The 18,620-nt window shown below is 41.6% G+C and carries 19 protein-coding genes and 1 tRNA gene; 8 read left to right on the top strand and 12 right to left on the bottom strand.

Annotated features, from left to right (window positions below):
- The 3 genes from Q0N70_RS06530 to Q0N70_RS06520 all read left to right on the top strand — a co-directional run.
- The coding region (locus tag Q0N70_RS06530) for a hypothetical protein (RefSeq protein WP_294015120.1) at window positions 1-776 on the top strand (776 nt) is incomplete at its 5' end.
- Window positions 777-792: 16 nt separating this feature from the next.
- Window positions 793-1,317, top strand: coding sequence for a hypothetical protein (locus Q0N70_RS06525; RefSeq protein WP_294015118.1), 525 nt, complete (start codon window positions 793-795; stop codon window positions 1,315-1,317).
- A complete protein-coding gene (locus Q0N70_RS06520; protein ID WP_294015116.1) occupies window positions 1,302-1,559 on the top strand; it encodes a hypothetical protein in 258 nt (85 codons plus the stop codon). Before Q0N70_RS06525 ends, Q0N70_RS06520 begins: the two co-directional genes overlap by 16 nt.
- Before the next feature lie 113 nt (window positions 1,560-1,672).
- Here Q0N70_RS06520 and flgG read toward each other — a convergent pair whose 3' ends face one another.
- Together flgG and flgF are read right to left on the bottom strand one after the other, a co-directional pair.
- Window positions 1,673-2,467 (bottom strand): flagellar basal-body rod protein FlgG, encoded by a 795-nt coding sequence (gene flgG, locus Q0N70_RS06515; protein WP_273353661.1) that lies wholly within the window; start codon window positions 2,465-2,467, stop codon window positions 1,673-1,675.
- Between the two features lie 16 nt (window positions 2,468-2,483).
- A complete protein-coding gene (gene flgF, locus Q0N70_RS06510) occupies window positions 2,484-3,284 on the bottom strand; it encodes a flagellar basal-body rod protein FlgF (protein ID WP_294015114.1) in 801 nt (266 codons plus the stop codon).
- 160 nt (window positions 3,285-3,444) lie between these two features.
- Between flgF and Q0N70_RS06505 the strand changes: the two genes are divergently transcribed.
- Together Q0N70_RS06505 and Q0N70_RS06500 are read left to right on the top strand one after the other, a co-directional pair.
- Window positions 3,445-4,857, top strand: a complete 1,413-nt coding sequence (locus Q0N70_RS06505) for a bifunctional diguanylate cyclase/phosphodiesterase (protein WP_294015112.1) — start codon at window positions 3,445-3,447, stop codon at window positions 4,855-4,857.
- 165 nt (window positions 4,858-5,022) lie between these two features.
- On the top strand, window positions 5,023-6,315 hold the full coding sequence (locus Q0N70_RS06500) for a glucose-1-phosphate adenylyltransferase (RefSeq protein ID WP_294015111.1): 1,293 nt from the start codon (window positions 5,023-5,025) through the stop codon (window positions 6,313-6,315).
- Between the two features lie 227 nt (window positions 6,316-6,542).
- Here the strand turns inward: Q0N70_RS06500 and rho are convergent, their stop codons facing one another.
- The 9 genes from rho to Q0N70_RS06455 all read right to left on the bottom strand — a co-directional run bounded on the left by rho (window position 6,543) and on the right by Q0N70_RS06455 (window position 15,274).
- The gene (gene rho, locus Q0N70_RS06495) at window positions 6,543-8,318 is read right to left on the bottom strand and encodes a transcription termination factor Rho (RefSeq protein ID WP_294015109.1); all 1,776 of its coding nucleotides are present in this window, start codon (window positions 8,316-8,318) and stop codon (window positions 6,543-6,545) included.
- Between the two features lie 253 nt (window positions 8,319-8,571).
- The gene (locus Q0N70_RS06490; protein ID WP_294015106.1) at window positions 8,572-8,988 is read right to left on the bottom strand and encodes a polymer-forming cytoskeletal protein; all 417 of its coding nucleotides are present in this window, start codon (window positions 8,986-8,988) and stop codon (window positions 8,572-8,574) included.
- 36 nt (window positions 8,989-9,024) lie between these two features.
- Entirely contained in the window at window positions 9,025-9,351 is a 327-nt protein-coding gene (locus tag Q0N70_RS06485; RefSeq protein WP_013701596.1) for an HU family DNA-binding protein, read from the bottom strand.
- Window positions 9,352-9,401: 50 nt separating this feature from the next.
- On the bottom strand, window positions 9,402-9,680 hold the full coding sequence (rpsT, locus tag Q0N70_RS06480; protein WP_294015103.1) for a 30S ribosomal protein S20: 279 nt from the start codon (window positions 9,678-9,680) through the stop codon (window positions 9,402-9,404).
- A gap of 51 nt (window positions 9,681-9,731) precedes the next feature.
- Window positions 9,732-9,905: a hypothetical protein gene (locus Q0N70_RS06475; RefSeq protein ID WP_013701598.1), complete on the bottom strand. Its 174-nt coding sequence runs from the start codon at window positions 9,903-9,905 to the stop codon at window positions 9,732-9,734.
- Between the two features lie 238 nt (window positions 9,906-10,143).
- Entirely contained in the window at window positions 10,144-10,908 is a 765-nt protein-coding gene (locus tag Q0N70_RS06470) for a lysophospholipid acyltransferase family protein (RefSeq protein ID WP_294015100.1), read from the bottom strand.
- A 27-nt stretch (window positions 10,909-10,935) separates the two neighbouring features.
- The gene (locus Q0N70_RS06465) at window positions 10,936-12,948 is read right to left on the bottom strand and encodes a glycosyl hydrolase 53 family protein (RefSeq protein WP_294015098.1); all 2,013 of its coding nucleotides are present in this window, start codon (window positions 12,946-12,948) and stop codon (window positions 10,936-10,938) included.
- A gap of 150 nt (window positions 12,949-13,098) precedes the next feature.
- Complete coding sequence (locus Q0N70_RS06460) at window positions 13,099-14,763, bottom strand: SPOR domain-containing protein (RefSeq protein ID WP_294015096.1); 1,665 nt, start codon at window positions 14,761-14,763, stop codon at window positions 13,099-13,101.
- Window positions 14,764-14,770: 7 nt separating this feature from the next.
- Window positions 14,771-15,274: a hypothetical protein gene (locus tag Q0N70_RS06455; protein WP_294015094.1), complete on the bottom strand. Its 504-nt coding sequence runs from the start codon at window positions 15,272-15,274 to the stop codon at window positions 14,771-14,773.
- 233 nt (window positions 15,275-15,507) lie between these two features.
- On the opposite strand from Q0N70_RS06455, the gene Q0N70_RS06450 reads away from it, so the two are divergent.
- Entirely contained in the window at window positions 15,508-15,738 is a 231-nt protein-coding gene (locus Q0N70_RS06450) for a hypothetical protein (RefSeq protein ID WP_294015092.1), read from the top strand.
- Window positions 15,739-15,831: 93 nt separating this feature from the next.
- Here Q0N70_RS06450 and Q0N70_RS06445 read toward each other — a convergent pair whose 3' ends face one another.
- Entirely contained in the window at window positions 15,832-17,160 is a 1,329-nt protein-coding gene (locus Q0N70_RS06445; RefSeq protein ID WP_294015090.1) for an MATE family efflux transporter, read from the bottom strand.
- Window positions 17,161-17,375: 215 nt separating this feature from the next.
- Between Q0N70_RS06445 and Q0N70_RS06440 the strand changes: the two genes are divergently transcribed.
- Both Q0N70_RS06440 and argF read left to right on the top strand, forming a co-directional pair.
- Window positions 17,376-17,448: transfer RNA gene (locus Q0N70_RS06440), tRNA-Met, on the top strand.
- Window positions 17,449-17,649: 201 nt separating this feature from the next.
- Entirely contained in the window at window positions 17,650-18,600 is a 951-nt protein-coding gene (gene argF / locus Q0N70_RS06435) for an ornithine carbamoyltransferase (RefSeq protein ID WP_294015088.1), read from the top strand.
- Window positions 18,601-18,620: the final 20 nt, after the last annotated feature.

Here is an 18,620-nt window from a genome sequence, read left to right as displayed (position 1 = left end):
TTGTGAAAATATTCCGCTTCGCTTCATATTTTCACGGGCTCACGAGCCCGATAAATGAATTCGACGCCCTGCTCCTCAGGAGCGCGGAAGACCCGTTCTGCGACACGCCGGACGCGGACTCCCTAAGCCTTGAGCGCACAGTATATCTTTCCTGGAATGAAGACTGCGCGGCGGACACATTCCGCCTGATGAGAAGCCCGGACCAGGAGCAGCTGTACTTCTCCTGCATATACGAGGGAAAGGAAACAAGCTACACGGACACAGACCTCGCGGAAGGCGGAAAGTACATCTACAGGCTGGACAAGACAAGGGGGCGGAAGCTGTTCGAGGGAAAGGAGGCAGCCTTCGGATGGTCGTCCGGATGCAGGAGCGACGGGTGCGAGCCGAACAACACGGAGGAGACCGCAACATTCCTTGAATACGACAGGATATGCAGCCTGCCGTGCGTAGGATTCATAACAGGCGGCGCAGAAATAATCGACGAGGACTGGTTCTATGCGGTCATTCCTCCAATGCGCCAGGCGGACATCGTGATAGGACAGCGCAACCTTGAGAATTCCGCCGCGGGAGCAGAGACAAACCTGAGGATACAGCTTCCGGGACTTGAAAGCCAGCCTGTAAAGCATCTAAATGCGTACTCCATAAAGAACCCGGGCTACAGGACAAGAAGGTTCTATTTCAAGATATTTCCGGAAAGGACATCGCTGGCAAAAGGGGGCAGCTTCCTCGCCACGATAGAATACACGGTCTCTTTAAACCAGATTATAAAGTACTAGCTATAAGGAGAGGAACATGATAACTGTAAAACTGCTGGCCTGCATTCCGGCTTTCGCCCTGCTCGCATCCTGCGGACTTGCGCCGCTTGAGGAGGCATCCGCCCCTGAAACCATGGAGCAGACAAGCGTGAAGGAAGAAAGCACGCTTTTCACGGCGGACGCGCAGAGCAGGATTTTCACATTCGAGACGAACGACAAAAAATACCTTGGAGAAAGAGGATTCACGCTCTGGACAGCCCAGGGCACAAACGAGAGCGGCAGCTTTGAGCCTATTGAAGCGCGACTCTGCAAGGAAAGCGGAAAGGCCGAGGCGGGGTTCGGACTTGTCTTCTGCGCCCAGGAAGCCGGCGGCAGGCCATTCATGCTCGCAGTCCTAATAAACGCCAACGGATACTACACAGCGGGCAAGGTGGCAGGCTACGAGAACGACTGTCTTGGCAGCGCAAGCGGAAACCACACAACAAAGCAGGCATACACTTATGACAGCCTGTACCAGCTGTTTGGGATCAAAATTTCACCGAAGATATGCAGTATTTTGTAATCAAGATTCCAGAAGAACCTGGACTTTATTGCTTTGGAATGTACACTGGCCGAGAAATTATGTACAACGCTCAAAATGGAAAAACAACCCAGATATTCGACCAAAACAATCTTACTGAAAAATGGGGAAAGAACTATAATCAGCTTATTGTTTCAGGATTACAGCAAGTCAGCAAGGCTTATAAAGGCACTGAATGGGAAGAAGCTTGTCTAAAAGATATTGAAAAATTTTCTAAAAAGTAACGAAAATTATTATTTCAGACTGATTGTTTCTAAACAGTAGAAAATTTTAAAAAGCCCCTGTCATGAAATTTGTATAAATGACAAGGGCTTTCTATTATCTAGCTATTCAATTTTTAGCGTTTAAGTCCGGCGGCAGTCTGAAGCATATTGTCGCTAGTCTGAATTGCCTTTGAGTTGAACTCATAAGCGCGCTGGGCAACAATCATCTGAACCATTTCATTTACAACAGAAACGTTGCTCATTTCAAGGAACTTATGCTTTGTAATTCCCATTCCGTCAATTCCAGGACGCCCTGCGATTGGCTCTCCAGAAGCGTTTGTAACTTTATAAAGATTGTCGCCTGTATTTTCAAGTCCGACTGCATTTGGAAATCTGTAAAGCTCAAGCTGGCCGACTTCAACAGGCTCAAGCTCGCCGTTTACTTTTACGTTTACCCTTCCGCCGTCAGAAATAGAAAGAGTTTCAAGCTGAAATCCTTCCGGCATGATTATTTCTGGCATTACGCGAAGTCCGTTTGCCGTTACAAGCTGACCGGTTGAATCAACTTTGAATGAACCGTCTCTTGTGTATGCCCAGCTTCCATCGTACTGCTGAACTCTAAAAAATCCGTCGCCTACAACTGCAACATCTGTATCAACTCCAGTAGCCTGCAAAGAGCCTTGTGTCATAATGCGCTGAGTTGCTCCAACTTTTACACCGCTTCCCATCTGATGTCCAACAGGAGTTACAGTATCTTCTGTAGCCGGAGTTCCTGCAAGCTTTACATTCTGATAAAGAAGGTCTTCAAATTCAGCACGGTGCTGTTTGAATCCGGTTGTATTTACGTTAGAAAGGTTGTTTGAGATTGTGTCTATATTCATCTGCTGGCCGTTCATTCCTGTAGCGGCGTTCCATAAACTTCTTACCATTTTCTATTCCCTCTTATTAGCGGTTTACAGTAACAACTTTAGACCAAAGCGTGTCCATCATGCTGTCTTCTGTCTGAACTGATTTCTGGTTCGCCTCGTAAGCCCGGTTTACTTCTATCATCTGAACCATTTCGTTTACAACATTCACATTGCTTGCTTCTGTATATCCTTGCAAAAGCCGCGGACGCTCATCTCCTTCCGCAATGTACGCATCTCCTGAAATTTCATTTGAATTCCAAAGCGAAGAGCCTTGTTTTTTTAAGAAACGCTCATTTTCAAAGCGTACAACTTTTATTCTGTCAACAAGTTCGTTGTCTTCATTTGTATAAATCATTCCGTCCTGATTCACAAAAAATTTGTCATTAGGAACATGAATCGCTCCGTTTTCTCCAAGAACAGGATAACCTTCCTTTGTCAAAAGAATTCCTTCTTTTCCAAGGTGAAAATTTCCGTTGCGTGTATAACGTTCGCCTGCCGGAGTCTGGACTGCAAAAAACCCTTCTCCGCCCAAAGCCATGTCTGTTTTAGTATCTGTTGATTTAAAAGAGCCTTGAGTAAAATCTGTGTAAAGCTCGTTTGTTTCAACGCCAAGCCCGATTGACCCGATTACAGGAGCCGCATCCGCAGAACCGAACGGAGTTTTGTACACGCCGTCTGCCGCAGTTCTTCTAAGCAAAAGCTCGCTGAATTCTTTGTTTACAGGAATTTCTTTTTTAAAGCCTGTCGTGTCTACATTCGCAAGATTGTTCGAAATTGTGTCCAGCCTGTTCTGCTGAGCGTTCATTCCGCTTGCTCCGATATACCAGCCTCTAATCATAACATAACCTCAATTAGTTTATCGGAATCCGAATAAAAAAGTTAAGGAAAATCAACTTGTCAAAAACATCATTCATTTTAAACAAAATTTTTCTTGTTTTTTGAAGAATTGCAGTTTATACTTTATTCATTCTACTTAAACTTTTTACGAGATTATAAAAATGTACAGTCCACGTTTTGCCGCAATGATTTTAATTTTTTTTGCTACGCTGATTTGCTTCGTAATAGCTCTTCTTCTGCTGATTCTGCATAAAAAAAGCTACATGATTGAACACGACAACATAACAGGGCTTCCCGCATACAGCCAGTTTGAATTCGATGCAAAAAAACTTCTTAAAAACGCGCTTCCAAATGAATATATGATTCTTTCGCTAAATGCAGACAACTTTAGAATCATAAACGACACTTACGGAATTCTCTGCGGAAATGAAATTTTAAAGCTTCTTGGAAAGCACTTTGCCTCACAATGCGGAAAAAACGAATTTGTGTGCAGATTTTATGCAGACAATTTTGTTTTCCTTATAAAAAACATGGAATTTTTCTGGGATATAGAAGAGCGTGTCTACAATATGACAAACGTAGACAATATCGTAAAAAAATATCTTCCTCCAAAATACCAGTTTACATTCAGCGCAAGCATTTACCGCATAGAAAATCCGCTGGACGACATAGAATCCATGATAGACAAGGCGAACCTGGCGCAAAAGCTCTACAAAAATCATTTTGCAACGCACAGAGTTATTGAATACACAAGCGAGCTTAAAGATTCCCACAACTGGAACAGAGAAATTACGCTTTCTATGGAAGAAGCTTTTGAAAACAAGGAATTTGAAGTCTTTTACCAGCCAAAGTTCAAGTTTGAGGATGAAACTGTAATCGGCGCTGAAGCTCTTATAAGATGGAACAATCCGCGCAAAGGTTTTCTTTCGCCTGCAAAATTCATCCCGCTTTTTGAAGACAATGGTTTTATAGAAAAAATCGACAAATTTGTGCTGAACAAAGTCTGCCTTTTCCTTGAAGAATGGAACAAAACTCCAGAAAGCAAAATGCAGCCGCTTACGATTTCATTCAATTTAAGCCGCTACAATCTTTACAACCCGAATTTAATAAGCGAGCTAAAGCAAATTTCCCGCGGCTACGACATTGGCGACAACAAAATAGAAGTCGAGCTCACAGAAAGGATTATGATAGACAATCCGAACCGCCTTATAAAAGTTATGAACGAAATAAAAAAAGCGGGCTTTTCTGTTTCCGTAGACGATTTTGGCGCAGGATATTCTTCGCTGAACCTTTTAAAGAATATGCCGGCTGACGTGATAAAGCTGGACAAGGAATTTCTTTCGTCCCAAGAAGAAAGCAAAAATCAAAAGGAAAGAATTATCATAACTTCTGTAATTGAAATGGCAAAAAAACTCAACATAACAACGGTTGCCGAAGGAGTTGAAACTAAAGACCAGTGCGAAATGCTAAAGACAAGCGGCTGCGACATTGCCCAGGGATTCTACTACGCCAAGCCAATGCAGGAAAAACTTTTCAAGGAATTTCTAGGGATGAAAGAAAAGCAAACTGTTTAGATTTTTTCAGAAAACAGCTAAAAAAATGATTTTTTTGGAAGTTTCGTATAATAAAACTAAGATATTTTGTTGCAAAATTCAGAAAGTGTTTTATAATATTGAAAGAATATTTCAAAAAATTTGGGTGCAAATCTCAAGTTTTACCAAGCGGAGGAATTTAATAATATGGCATCGAAAAACACAGAAGAACCAAGAGTTCTTGCAATCATCTTGGGCGGAGGAAAAGGAACAAGACTCTACCCTCTTACAAAAGAAAGATCAAAACCAGCAGTTCCTTTCGGCGGAAAATATAGAATTGTTGACATTCCTATTTCAAACTGCATCAACTCTGGCTACAAAAAGATTTACCTTTTGACACAGTTCAACTCTGCGTCTCTTCACCTTCACATAAACAATTCCTATAATTTCGACCGCTTTTCAGACGGATTTGTAGAAATTCTTGCTGCGGAACAGACTCTTGAGCATTCAGGCTGGTATGAAGGAACAGCAGATGCAGTACGCAAAAACTTCGGACACTTTAGAGTTCAGCGTCCAACACATTACATAATTCTTTCCGGCGACCAGCTTTACAAGATGAATCTCAAGGATTTTATGAACAAGCACATTGAAAGCGGCGCAGAAATTACAATCGCAGCAAAAGCCGTAAACCGCCGCGATGCTTCTGGATTCGGAATCATGCAGGTTGATGACACAAACCGCATTACAGCTTTCATGGAAAAACCTGCCGCGGACATGAACATTGACACTTGGAAAATTCCAGAAAAATCAAGAGGAGATCTTCCTGCAAGCCTTGAATATCTTGCTTCAATGGGAATTTATATTTTCAACGCTTCAACAATGGAAGAACTTTTAAGCAATGACAAGACAGACTTTGGAAAAGAAATTATTCCAATGGCAATAAAGTCAAAGCAGGTCAACAGCTACATTTTCAATGACTACTGGGAAGACATCGGAACAATCCGCTCATTCTATGAAGCCACATTGGATCTTACAAATCCTGTTCCAAACTTCAACCTTTACGAAGAAGACAAGCCTATTTACACACAGATGCGCAATCTTCCGCCAAGCAAAATCAACAACGCAAACATGACTGCGACACTTGCAAGCGAAGGATGTGTAATTGAATATTCACGCGTGCAAAAATCTGTAATAGGTATCCGCTCAATAATCAACGAAGGCTGCGACTTGAACGGCGTTGTAATGATGGGTGCTGACTTCTACGAAAGCGAAGAAGACAAAGCAGAAAATAAAAAGAAGAAAATTCCAGATCTTGGAATCGGAAAGAACTGCAAAATAAACAAAGCAATCATTGATAAGAACGCCCACATTGGAAACAACTGCTGCATAAACATCAATGGAAAAACTTATGAAGACGGAGATCACGGCTTGTTCTATAGTTCAGACGGAATCATCGTTATCAGAAAAGGCGCGGTTATTCCAGATGGAACAGTGATTTAAAAAAAGAGACTGTTCAACAAGCTAAAACTGTCATTATCGTACTTGATACTGCGATGTTTCTGAAATAAACTCGGTTAACAGTCTCTAAATACAGATATTTAGATTTTCGGGTCAAGCCCGAAAATGACAGAAAAAAACTTTTGGAACAGCCCAATTTTATATTGCACGGGATTTTATAAAGGAAGTGCCAAAATGCACATAAATATCTTTATAAAACCGTGCTTTTTTTATTCTTCAGACAAACCGCCAGGATTCATCGATGCAAGGAAAGCTTCGTTGTCCTTTGTCTTCCGCATTTTATCACGGATAAGCTCAAGCATATCGGCATCATCCATAGGATTAAGAACTTTGCGAAGAATCCACATACGCTGAAGTTCAGCTTCAGAAAGCAAAAGCTCCTCTTTTCTTGTGCCGGATTTTTTAATATTGATTGCCGGGAACAACCTGCGCTCTGCAAGTTTTCTGTCAAGATCAATTTCGCTGTTGCCCGTTCCCTTGAATTCTTCAAAAATAACTTCATCCATGCGGCTTCCTGTTTCAATAAGAGAAGTTGAAATTATTGTAAGAGAACCGCCCTCTTCTACATTTCTAGCCGCGCCAAAAAATCTCTTTGGCTTATGAAGGGCATTTGAATCAACACCGCCGGAAAGAACTTTTCCAGAAGTCGGAACTGTCTGGTTGTATGCGCGCGCAAGACGAGTTATAGAATCAAGGAAAATAACGACATCACGCTTATGCTCAACAAGACGCTTTGCTTTTTCCAAAACCATTTCCGCAACCTGAACATGGCGAGTCGCCTGCTCATCAAAAGTTGAAGAAATAACTTCCGCATGAATAGAACGCTCCATTTCTGTAACTTCTTCCGGACGCTCATCAATAAGAAGCACAATCAAGTAAACTTCCGGATTATTTACAGTTATAGCATTTGCAATTTTTTGCATCAATGTTGTTTTTCCTGCCTTTGGAGGAGCAACAATCAAAAGACGCTGGCCTTTTCCAATCGGAACAAAAAGATCTACAATGCGGGTGCTAAGTTCTGTTGAAACTGTTTCAAGCCGAAGTTTTTCATTAGGATAAAGCGGCGTAAGGTTTTCAAACGGAACACGAGTCTGCGCAACGTAAGGATCTTCAAAATTCACAGTTTCAATGCGCAAAAGTGCAAAGAATTTTTCGCCTTCCTTTGGACTTCTTGTCTGACCGTAAATCGTGTCGCCAGTTTTTAAGTTGAACAAGCGGATTTGACTTGGAGAAATATAAATATCATCAGGTCCAGGAAGATAAGAGTTCTGCGGACTTCTAAGAAAGCCATAGCCGTCAGGAAGAATTTCCAAAGCGCCGGAAGCAAAAATAATTCCGCCATGTTCCGTATGCGCGCGTAAAATTGAAAAAATCAAATCCTGTTTTTTCATAGGAGCCATTTCATCAGCAGAAATTCCGTACTGAACACCAAGCTCTCTAAGTTCCGGCATACTTTTTTTTGTAAGGTCATTAATTAAAAGCCGCGGTTTTGACTCGTATTCTTCTGGATTTTCAATTTTCTGGGCAGCCTGAACAGCCTCTAGCCTAGCCTGAAGATTTTTTTCATAGTTGGTGTTGTTGTAACGGTTATTGTTGTAGCGGCGGTTTCCATAACGGTTGTTGTTATTCCACCTTCTATTATTATCATAACGCTGACGAGGCACATAATGCTCTTCATGTGCTGAATCAGAATTTGCCTCTGAAGATTCATGGTGAGATTGCATTTGCTGAGGCTCAGAAGAAGATTCACAAGCCACAGAATCATTTTCCTGCGGTTCGGAAGAAGCCTGCTCTGTATTTTCAGTTTCTTCTTTTTCTGATTCAGCTGATTTTTTTACAATTCGCCGTCGTCTTACTTTAGGAGGATTTTTTGCCTCGTCTGATTCTGTAGATTCAGGATTTTCATTTCCTTCCAACTGGATTGCGGTTTCTTCTGTCTGAGTTTCCGCTGCATCATCTGAATTACGGCGTTTTATAATTGCCATAGATTACTCCAAAATAGGCATCCCAAAAGGCGGGGTATGCCGTTTTTATATGCAAGAACTGCAATAATTTTTATGATTTTTAATTTCAAAAAAGCCAGAAAAAAAACTCCAGCATATTCTATAAAAAACCCGGAACAAGGGCATTTTTGATAATTTTTCGGAAAAATAAAAGAAATAAAATTACTAATAAAACAGTTTTATTTTAATCTTACTACTGCATTTTTGTCAATAAAAATTAACTTTGACTTTGAAATTATCTAGCTTCATTTGACTGCATAATAAGAGAATTTTTATATTCTTCCGAAGCAACAGAAAAAATATCAGAAGCAGGAATTTCATCAATCATGGAAATTTTTCCTTCAAATTCCACTTCGTCAGAAATACGAAGCCTTGCCGCTTTTAAATCTCCATGGACTTTGCTTCCATCGCAAAGCTCTATACGGTCTTTTGCCTCTATATCTCCTGTTATTTTTCCTGAAACAACAATTGAATTCGCGCTCATTTTGTCAACATCGCAAACCGCAGTTTTTTCAATTTCAAGATTGCCAGAAGCGTTTATTGTTCCATGAAATTTGCCAGTAATAACAAGATTGTCAGAAAATTCCAGCACACCGTCAAATTCAGTTTCCTGTCCGAATACTGTTAAATTTCCAGCGGAAAATCCTGACATCAGCACACCTCTTGAATCTTAAAAATGGAAAAGATTTTAATTCTGCTCATTGGAAACTTCGCTAACGGGCAAATCCCATAAAGCCTTTTTTAATTCCTGACCAGAACGGAAAGCGACAACATAATGAGGAGCAACAGAAAGCTGCTGTCCTGTTTTTGGATTGCGGGCATTTTGCCTTCCTTTGCGAAGCCGCGCCTCAAATGTTCCAAAGCCACGCAATTCAATTGTGTTACCATCTTTTAGAACTTCTTTCATTTGATCAAAAAGATTTTCCATGATGGTCTGAACTGCAAGCTTTTCGTATTTTGTATTTTGATAAACAGCTTCCAGCAAATCGTTTTTTGTAACTTTTTTTGAAGACATTCCAATACCACAAACAAAAGGATGCTGTTTTTAACAACATCCTTTAAAGTTTATTTTGCAGCTGCAAAAGTTACATTGTAAAGAACAGCCATGCGGCTCTTTTTGCGTGCGCAAGCATTGAGCTTTATAACACCCTTGCGGTATGCATTGTCAAGCTCTGAATGAACAACCTTGAGTTTTTCCTGAGCAAGAGGCTGATCCTTTTTAAGGATAGCTTCCATGTATTTCTTCAAGCTTGTATGTACTCTAGACTTAACTGCCTTGTTGCGCATTCTGCGAACTTCGCTCTGTGCGTGTCTTTTTTCTGCAGATGTTTTCTTTACTGACACAGGATACCTCCGAATAAATTCCTATGAAAATACCGTTTACGGCTTTGATTTTTATTTAAAATCTTTAGGTCTGCGCTCAATGCGTTTGCATTTCTGGCATTCTGCAAGATTCTTGAGTTTTCCGTTCTCAAAAAAAGTCTTCATTACAATTTCACCGCCGCAATCTGGGCAAATAAATTTCTGTGTTGCAACAGTTGTACGAGAGTTCTTACTGGCTCCGGCCATCGTCTTCCTCCATAGTAGATTTGCAGCTTTCCATAAAAATCGAAAGCTTATTTTTATTTGAAAGAAACAGCGGCGATTCAGAATGGACGAACCTCAGAAGCAACCACAGATTTCTTTATATGTTCTAGAAATATACACAATTTAGCATTTGTATGTCAAGAACAGAACAGCAATTCTAAGCAAAATAAAACTACAAATATCCAAATTTTCAGCATAAAATCACTGAAAAAACTCAAAATTACACAACTGAAGATGCAACTGGAAGCTTTCTCCACTCTTCAAGCTGATTTTTTATAAGTTCCCGGGATTCTTCAAGAATCAGCTTTTCTTCTTCCTTTGTTTCAGGGAAAGGATAAACTTTTAAAACTTTTACGCGGTACGAGCCTTTATGAAGATTCCTAAAAAGAGAATTAAGCCTTGAAATCTGCCAGCCGCCGTCAAGAGCGCAAACAGCAACAGGAAGCTTTGTGCTTTCAACAAGCCGCCTGAATCCAGCCGCATAAAACTGCCCTACATTTCCGTCGCGGGTTCTTGTTCCTTCCGGGAAAATTACAGGAATTTGTTTTTTTTGCAGCACACGGGAAGCAAAGCTATCTATAGAAGACATTGCAACAGAAGGACTTCCGTGGCGCGGAATCATGCAGTGTCCCTGAGTTTTCAGCATTTTTCCAACCATAGGAACAGAACCAAGAGTGTCTTTTGCGACAAAGCGCGCTTTTTTTCCGCCGAAGTATTTTAAATAAACAACAATGTCAAAAAGGCTTTGGTGGTTGGAAATCACGACAAACTGCTCTGGAAGCAGCTTTAAATTTTCCTTGTCGCCAAGAAACTGAAATTTTCTATACAATTTTAAAATTGCAAAAACAACTCTTGCGCACCGGCAAGTTATGTAATCAGACCAAAAGAGGGCTGCTTTCCTGCTGAAAGGATAAACAAGGCAGAGCATGAATGTAGGAAAAACAACCTCTCCAAGGCAAATCAAAAGTGTAATAAATCCAAGCATGGTCTGATTATAGCAAGGCTTTTTTTATTATTCAACAAGGAGCAAGTTAACGTCGTCCATTACAAGCCAAGCTCCGTTTGCACCTGACGCAGCGTCAAATTCTGCTTTTATAAGCGCGCCGACAGTTATAGATTCGGTTGAATCGTCAAGTTCAATTACAGGAAGCTCTGCTTTGTAGAATTTTTTCCAAGTGTTTGGAATTGTAACATCGCAAGTGAATTCAGTTTTGCTTCCGTCTTTTTTCTGAACAACAGCCTTGAAAACTGTTCCGCTAGGATTTTTTATTCCAGTTCCTTCAAAATGCGCAAAGCACTTGTATTTTCCGGCAGAAAATTCTTTTACAGTCTGAGAAACTGTGAATTCAAAATTGTCTTTTTCCCATGCGGTAAAGTAGCAGACGCCTTCTTTTGCATTCTGGTTGTTCTTGTCAATTTTTGGAGTTCCTTTTCCAAGAGGATTTTCAACAGTCCAGCCAGTAAGATCGCCACTTTCAAAGCTTCCGTTTACAAGGAAATTGCTTGCCGTAACATTTACAGTGCATTCAGCCTTTCCACCTTTTTTGAGTTTTCCAGGAATTTTATATTCGCCAAAGTCAGGCTTTTCTGTTACAGCTTTTGAGGCAGCCGCGTCCCATTCGACAGGCTCGTCTTTTACAGAACCGTCATTGTAAACGACTTTTACAGTTTTTGGCAACGATTCCTGTTTTCCGTAGGCAAATTCAACACGAGGATTTTCCACGCGGATTACATTCAGCTTGCCTTTTGAGCCTGTACGCGCATATTTAAATACATTGATTGAATCAAGGCATTTTCCGTCAAAGTCAAAGAAAGCCTGATTGTCCCAAGTGCCGCCGTTTCTTGCAGAACGAACTTCCTTGTCATATTCAGCAGCATAAGAAGAAGCCCAGCCGCAGCCGTATTTTTCCCATGCCTGGAAATTTCCTTCAAGAACAGACTGAGCATCAGGAGCTTCAGGCTTATAGTGGCGGACAGGAATCCAAGCCGGCTCCCAATAGAACACGCCAACGCCCTTTTTTACAGAAGCGACAGCCGCAATTACGTCCCGAACCGCAACAGCCTGACCTTCAACAGAGAACGGATAGTCAAATTCCTGCTCCGAAGACATTCCAGACACAACGTTTCCGAATCCATCGCCGTCATCATTTGTAAACGGATATGAAGTTTCTGCGACCATGACTTTTTTATTGTAAATATTTGAAAGTTTTTTCAGTGTAACAGCAAGTTTTCCAGCTTCGCCGTGCCAGAAAGGATAATATGAAGTTGCAAAAATATCGTAGTCAACATTGAATTTTTCAAGCAGCCCTGCCCTTTTTTCCAAATATCCTTCAGAAAGCGGATCTGTGTAATGAACAACAATCTGAATGTTTTTGTCGAAATTTCTTACAGCCTTGCAGCCTTCTCCTACCAAAGCCAAAACTTTGTCATCGTACATTTCGCCGCACATTCCATTGTTTATTTCGTTTCCAACCTGAACCATTGTAACTTTTACGCCGGCAGATTTAAGTTTTTCAAGGCTTTCAGTTGTATATTTTGACAATGCAGCTTCTTTTTCATCGAATGTCATGTTTTTCCAGGCTTTTGGAACTGACTGCTTGTTCGGGTCGGCCCAGAAATCCGAGTAATGGAAATCAATTAAAACGCCAAGCCCTGCATCTGTGGCTCTTTTTCCGATTTTTGCAGCAGTTTCAATGTCATTGTTTCCGCCGCCGTAGCCGTTTCCGTTTGCGTCAAAAGGATTGTTCCACACACGGATTCTAACACAGTTTGCGCCGCCAATTTTTAGAAGCTCAAGCAAATCCGCTTTTTTTCCGTTCGCATCATAAAAAACGCCGCCAGCATCTTCCACGGAAATCATGGATGAAACATCAACTCCCATTACAAAATCATCAGCAAGATTTTCAACAGGAAGAACTGTTATATTCGCTGAACCACGGGCTTTTGTAGAAAGTCCGCACGCCGCAAACGAAAGAACTGAAACGCAAGCAACAGCCGTTCCAATGCATTTTCTAAAAAGTTTCATAAAACCTCCAATTTTTATACAAGTTATCAACACGAGTTGACTTTATTATATATCACCTTTTTATATAAAGCAAATTTTTTTTCATTTAAAACAAAAAAAAGCGGAAAATCCGCGAACGGGACTTCCGCCTTTATTTATTTGCAAAATAAATTATCTTTTTCTGACAAACGCGTCTTTGAATCCTGCATCCTTGAACTTTGCAAGAACCGCGCCGTATTCGTCCACAGAAAGAGGTCCGACAAGAACACGGTAATTTTTTCCAGCAGGAATAAGCAAAACTGGATATTTTGAATATTTAACAAGAAGATTCTCAATATTCTTAATGTTTCCCATCGTTGCAATCTGAATATAGTAGCAGTTGCTTGCAAGAGCGCTTTCAGAAGAAACCACGTGATCCTGAATATTTACAGGATATTCGGAGCGCAAAGGCTCTGACTCTGCTGTTTTTTCCTCTGGAACAGACTCAACTAGAACAATTTCAATCGGCTCATCTTCCGAAGAAGCAGGCTCAGAAGGCTCTGGAGATTCAGGCTCGGAAGGAACAAGAATAATCGGAGCATAATCGCTGCTTTCGCTTTCTTCGCTAGACTGAACTTCTGGTTCCGCTTGGGCTTCCGGCTCTACAGCAGGTTCTGCAACAACTTCCTCTGGCTCTGAAACTTCTTCCATCTGGTTTTCTTCAACAGCGGAATCTTCTTCAATCGGAGCAGGCTCTTCAACTGTTACAGCCTCTTCTTCTATTTCATCTTCAGCAGGACTTTCTGGCTCTTCTTCTGCTTGCGGTTCTTCCACAACAACTAGCTCAGCATTTTCTTCTGGCGCATCTTCTGTTTCCTCTTCGATTGGAGCAGGCTCTTCAACAGCTACAGCTTCCTCTTCGCTTTCTTCTGCAGGAGACGGCTGCTCAACTGCTTCTTTTGACTCAAGGAATCCGTCTTCCACGCTTTCGTAGTCTTCATAAGGCTCTTCTGGAATTTCATCAGCAGCAGCTTCATCCGTTTCTGGAACTTCGCATTCTTCAATTGGAGCCGGAGCTTCAACAACTACAGGCTCTGTTTCTTCTTCAACTGACTCAACAGAAGGCTCTTCATCCGCAGTAGCCTCTTCTTCAACTGGCTCAGCAGAAAGTTTTTCCTCATCTGAAAAATCAGCTTCATCTTCGGAAATATTTTCTTCTGCCGGAGTTTCAGATTCATCCGCAGGATTGTCTTCATCCGCTGGAACTTCATCTTCATTTTCTACAGCCGAAACTTGCGCATTTTCTTCTTCGCCGCTGTCATCCGTGTCCGCAATCAAAGGAACACCCGCAACCGCAACTGGAGCAGCAGTTTCCGCGGCAACAACAGCCACATTTTCGGCAGACTGAGGGGCGGATTCTGGCTCGGCTTGAACAGCAGGCTCGGACGGAGCTTCAACAGCAGGCTCTGCTTTTTCAGCTGGCAAAGTTTTTTCATCAAGAACCGCGCTTCCTGAAACTGTCTCGTCAAAATATCCTGAGCGAGGGGCAAGCTTTACCTTTACGCCTGAATTCCGCTCAATTCCAAGGCTTTTTGCAGACTCTTCCGAAATAAGAATGGCAATTCCGCCTGAAGCGTCCAAAGTGCCAAGGTTCAGAATCTGCAAAGTGATTCCAGTGTTCGGATTTGTAATTGAAACGCTGTCCCCAGGAAGATAGCCTGCAGCCTTTCCAAAATATCCGGCCGGAAGCTCATCCTTGCCAGCAACTTCAATCACGCCTTCAACCGAAGCGCTTGAGTCGGCAAAAATAAAAACGGAAATCAACAAAAATAAAATTCCAGATAAAAACTTTTTCATACGTCCCCTACCTACGGATGATTTTATATATATCGTCTGCTATTCCAAAAGCAAAATCGGAAAGTCCCTTGCGCTTGTCCTTGAACTGGCTTGAAGCAGGAGGAACTTTTTTTCCGCTCCCAAGAACCGCTCCAGAACCAACACTCAAAACTTTATACGAAAGGCTTGAAAGATTCGCAAGAAGGTCAGCGTCTGGATTTGTTGAAGATGAAGAGCTGAAATCTGCTGTAAGCTCCACAAAATAATCAACGCCGCCTTCCCAAGCCTCCTGTCTGGACTTTTCAAAAAAAGAAGCGTCATTTTCCACGCTGTCAGAAGCAATGGCGGGTGAATTTGAAATTATGATTCCCTTTCCAAAGAAAAAGTCGAACAAGCCTTCCTCAATAACGTAGGAAGAACTTCTAATTTCCGAATCCCCGTGCTGGACAATCTGAAAAGCAACAGAAACTGCATTGGCGCAGAAAACCGAGCAAGCCACGATGAACAGCAGAGCCAGCCTCTTAAATCTCATAGGAAAAACCTCTTTTTTCTAACTGAAAAGCCGCAAACGGCACTCTCAATTATTCATCGGCTTTTTTAGGCTTGAGTTTAGGTATTTTTAAGAAAGCAGCATCGCAGTTTTTTGCTAGTTGTCATTGACATGCTTTACTACCTATCATTGCCCGACTCGATTGGGCAATCTGTTGTATTTTTTTCACGGATTATTGGGTCAAGCCCGATAATGACACACTAAAATACCCAAGAATGAAAGGAAAAACGAAATTAAAAGGTGATTTTATGCAGAAAAAAAGAATTTTATGCAAGAAAATGAATAAAAACTCTGGAATATTGCATATTCGTCAAGAATATCTTTTATTCTTCAATTTTTATGCAAAAACTTCAAGAATATTGTATATTCCACAGAAAAATTCAATATTCCAGAAGAATATACAGTATTCCTCAATATTTATACATATTCCAGAAGAAAATGCATAAAATTGCAAGAATATCAAATATTCCTCAGGAATTTGCCGCATTTTTAGGGAAAATTGTCATTGCCGGGCGTATTCCGGCAATCCCATAGAAAAACTAACGCTCAAGCCGCTTTTTGCAGATAAAGTAGGCAGGAATAAGAAAACTGTCCGCAAGAATCCAGGCAGCAGGAGAAGCAAAGCAGGCGGCAGTGTATCCGAACACAGGCACAAAGACAAGCCCAAAAAGTCCGCGCCCTGCAAGCTCAAAAATCCCCGCGAAAACCGCAAGCTGGCTGAACCCCATTCCCTGAATCATAAAGCGCACAATATTCACAAGCGCAAGCGGAAAGTAAAATGCGCTGTTAATCACAAGGAATTTGTAGATGTTGCCAAGGATTTCCTCCTGCCCTGAATCAATAAACAGAAGTCCAAGAGTCCGTCCGAAAACAAGCATAATGCCCAAGGCAAAAAGCGCATAGACAAGCCCTAGGAACGAGCAGCTGAATATTCCGGGGTTAAGACGAGAAAATTTGTGCGCGCCGGTGTTCTGTCCGCCATAAGTCGCCATAGTTGTTCCCATGGCATCAAACGGACAGCAGAAGAACATTGCAATCTTGCTTGCCGCAGCAACAGAAGCGACCGCAACAGAGCCAAGGCTGTTTACGGCAGTCTGAAGAACAACGCTTCCAATCGCGGTGATAGAATACTGCAATCCCATAGGAAGCCCCATGGAAAGAAGAACATACACATGATGGCCGCTTATCTTCCAGTCTTCCTTGGAAAGATGAAGAATCGGGTAGTTTTTAAGAATATAAAACAAGCAGGCAACACTTGAAACCGCCTGGGAAATTACAGTCGCAAGCGCAGCTCCTTCCACTCCAGAATTCAGCGCAAGGATAAAAAACAAGTCCAAGGCGATATTCAGCACGGAAGAAACAACAAGGAAAATAAGAGGAGTCTTGCTGTCTCCAAGGGAACGGATTACAGCCGCAAGCAGATTGTAAGCGAGGGAAGCTGGAATTCCCGCAAGGATTATAACAAGATAGCCGTAAGAGCCGTCAAAGATGTCAGCAGGAGTTTTCATAAGAACAAGAAGAGGCTTGCAGAAAACAACTGTAACAGTCGTAACAAGAACGGCAATTGCAGCGGTCAGCTTGACTCCGCCTGCGATAAACTTGCGCATGGAATCATAGTCCTTTGCCCCGAATTTCTGCGAAACAGGAATAGCAAAGCCGTTGCAGATTCCCATGCAGCCCCCGATAATCAGAAAGCAGACCGCCCCCGTAGAGCCAACCGAAGCCAGCGCGGAAACTCCAAGGAATTTTCCTACAATCACTGTGTCCGCCAGATTGTAGAACTGCTGGAACAAATATCCAAAGAAAACTGGAACCGAAAATCCTAAAATCAGCCGCATAGGGCTTCCTGTTGTCAAATCCTTTGTCATTTGAAATAGATATATGAATTTTCAAAACTTTTGTCAAATGAAAAATGCATCATTCTGTGCAACTTGTTGAGCAAAAAAAAAGCTACCCAAATGCTTTTTCTTCTATAAATATTATAGTTTTTCTTTGCTGAAATAAAATTTTTCTTCAATTCTACAGAAATTTGAAAACTTCTATTGACACATTTTTTGTAGCGTGCTATAGTCTGCTTATTCGTGGTGGCATAGCCCAGTCGGTAGAGCAATGGACTCATATTCCATGTGTCATAGGTTCGATCCCTATTGCCACTATAGAATTAAGCACTTCAGTTTTCTGAGGTGCTTTTTTTATTTATGTTAAATATGTTGCACAAGGATAACTTGATTCAATGTATTTCAGCATAAAATAAAAAAAGATGTATAAATATACATAAAAACTGCACAATTTTGCATAAACAGTTGATTTTATACACAATTAATCTTATAATCGTAATCCACAACGGAGGAAGCAAGATGAAGGCAGAAGAATTCAAAAGCCCTTTCAAAGGAAGAAGCCTTTTAAACTGGATTGACTGGAAGCCTGAGGAAATCAGCCAGATTTTAGACTGGGCATTTCAAGTAAAAAAAGAGTCCCATGCAGGCGAACTTCACCAGAGATTTTTAGGAAAAACAATCGCGCTCATTTTTGAAAAGCGTTCCACACGCACAAGATCTTCTTTTGAAACTTCATTCGGCGAAGAAGGCGGGCATCCTGTCTTTATGTCAACTGACGATATTCAGCTCGGCGGAAAAGAAAGCGTTCAGGACACAGCAAGAGTTCTTGGAAGAATGTTCAGCGCAATAGAATTCCGCGGATTCAAGCAGTCCCATGTTGAAGACCTTGCAAAATATTCAGGAATTCCTGTTATAAACGGACTTACGGACGACTTCCACCCTACACAGGTTCTTGCGGACATTATGACACTCAAGGAAAATTTCGGGCATTTAAAAGGACTTTCGCTTTGCTTCTGCGGAGACGGAAGAAACAACATGGCACGTTCCCTTATGCTCATCTGTTCCAAGTTCGGAATCAATTTCAGCGTGTTTGCGCCAAAAGAGCTTTCGCCTGACAACGAAATAATGGAAATATGCGCGCCATTCGCAAAGGAATCCGGGGCAACCATAACTGTTTCCGATAAAATTTCAGTTGTCAAAAATGCAGATTGCCTTTATACTGATGTTTGGGTTTCCATGGGTGAAGAATCGCTTAAAGAAGAACGCGTAAAATTGCTTCAGCCATACCAAGTGAACAAGGCGCTTATGGAAGCAACTGGCAAGCCTGAAACTATATTCCTGCACTGCCTTCCTGCTGTAAAAGAACAGGAAGTTACAGAAGAAGTCTTCGAAAGCAGCGCAAGCAAAGTCTGGGATCAGGCGGAAAACAGAAAGCACACCATAAAAGCCATTATGCTCGCGCTTATATAATAATAGAATAAATTCGGAGG

This window comes from uncultured Treponema sp. (assembly GCF_945873775.1).
GTDB lineage: Bacteria > Spirochaetota > Spirochaetia > Treponematales > Treponemataceae > Treponema_D.
This window is presented reverse-complemented; position numbering and strand designations above follow the sequence as displayed.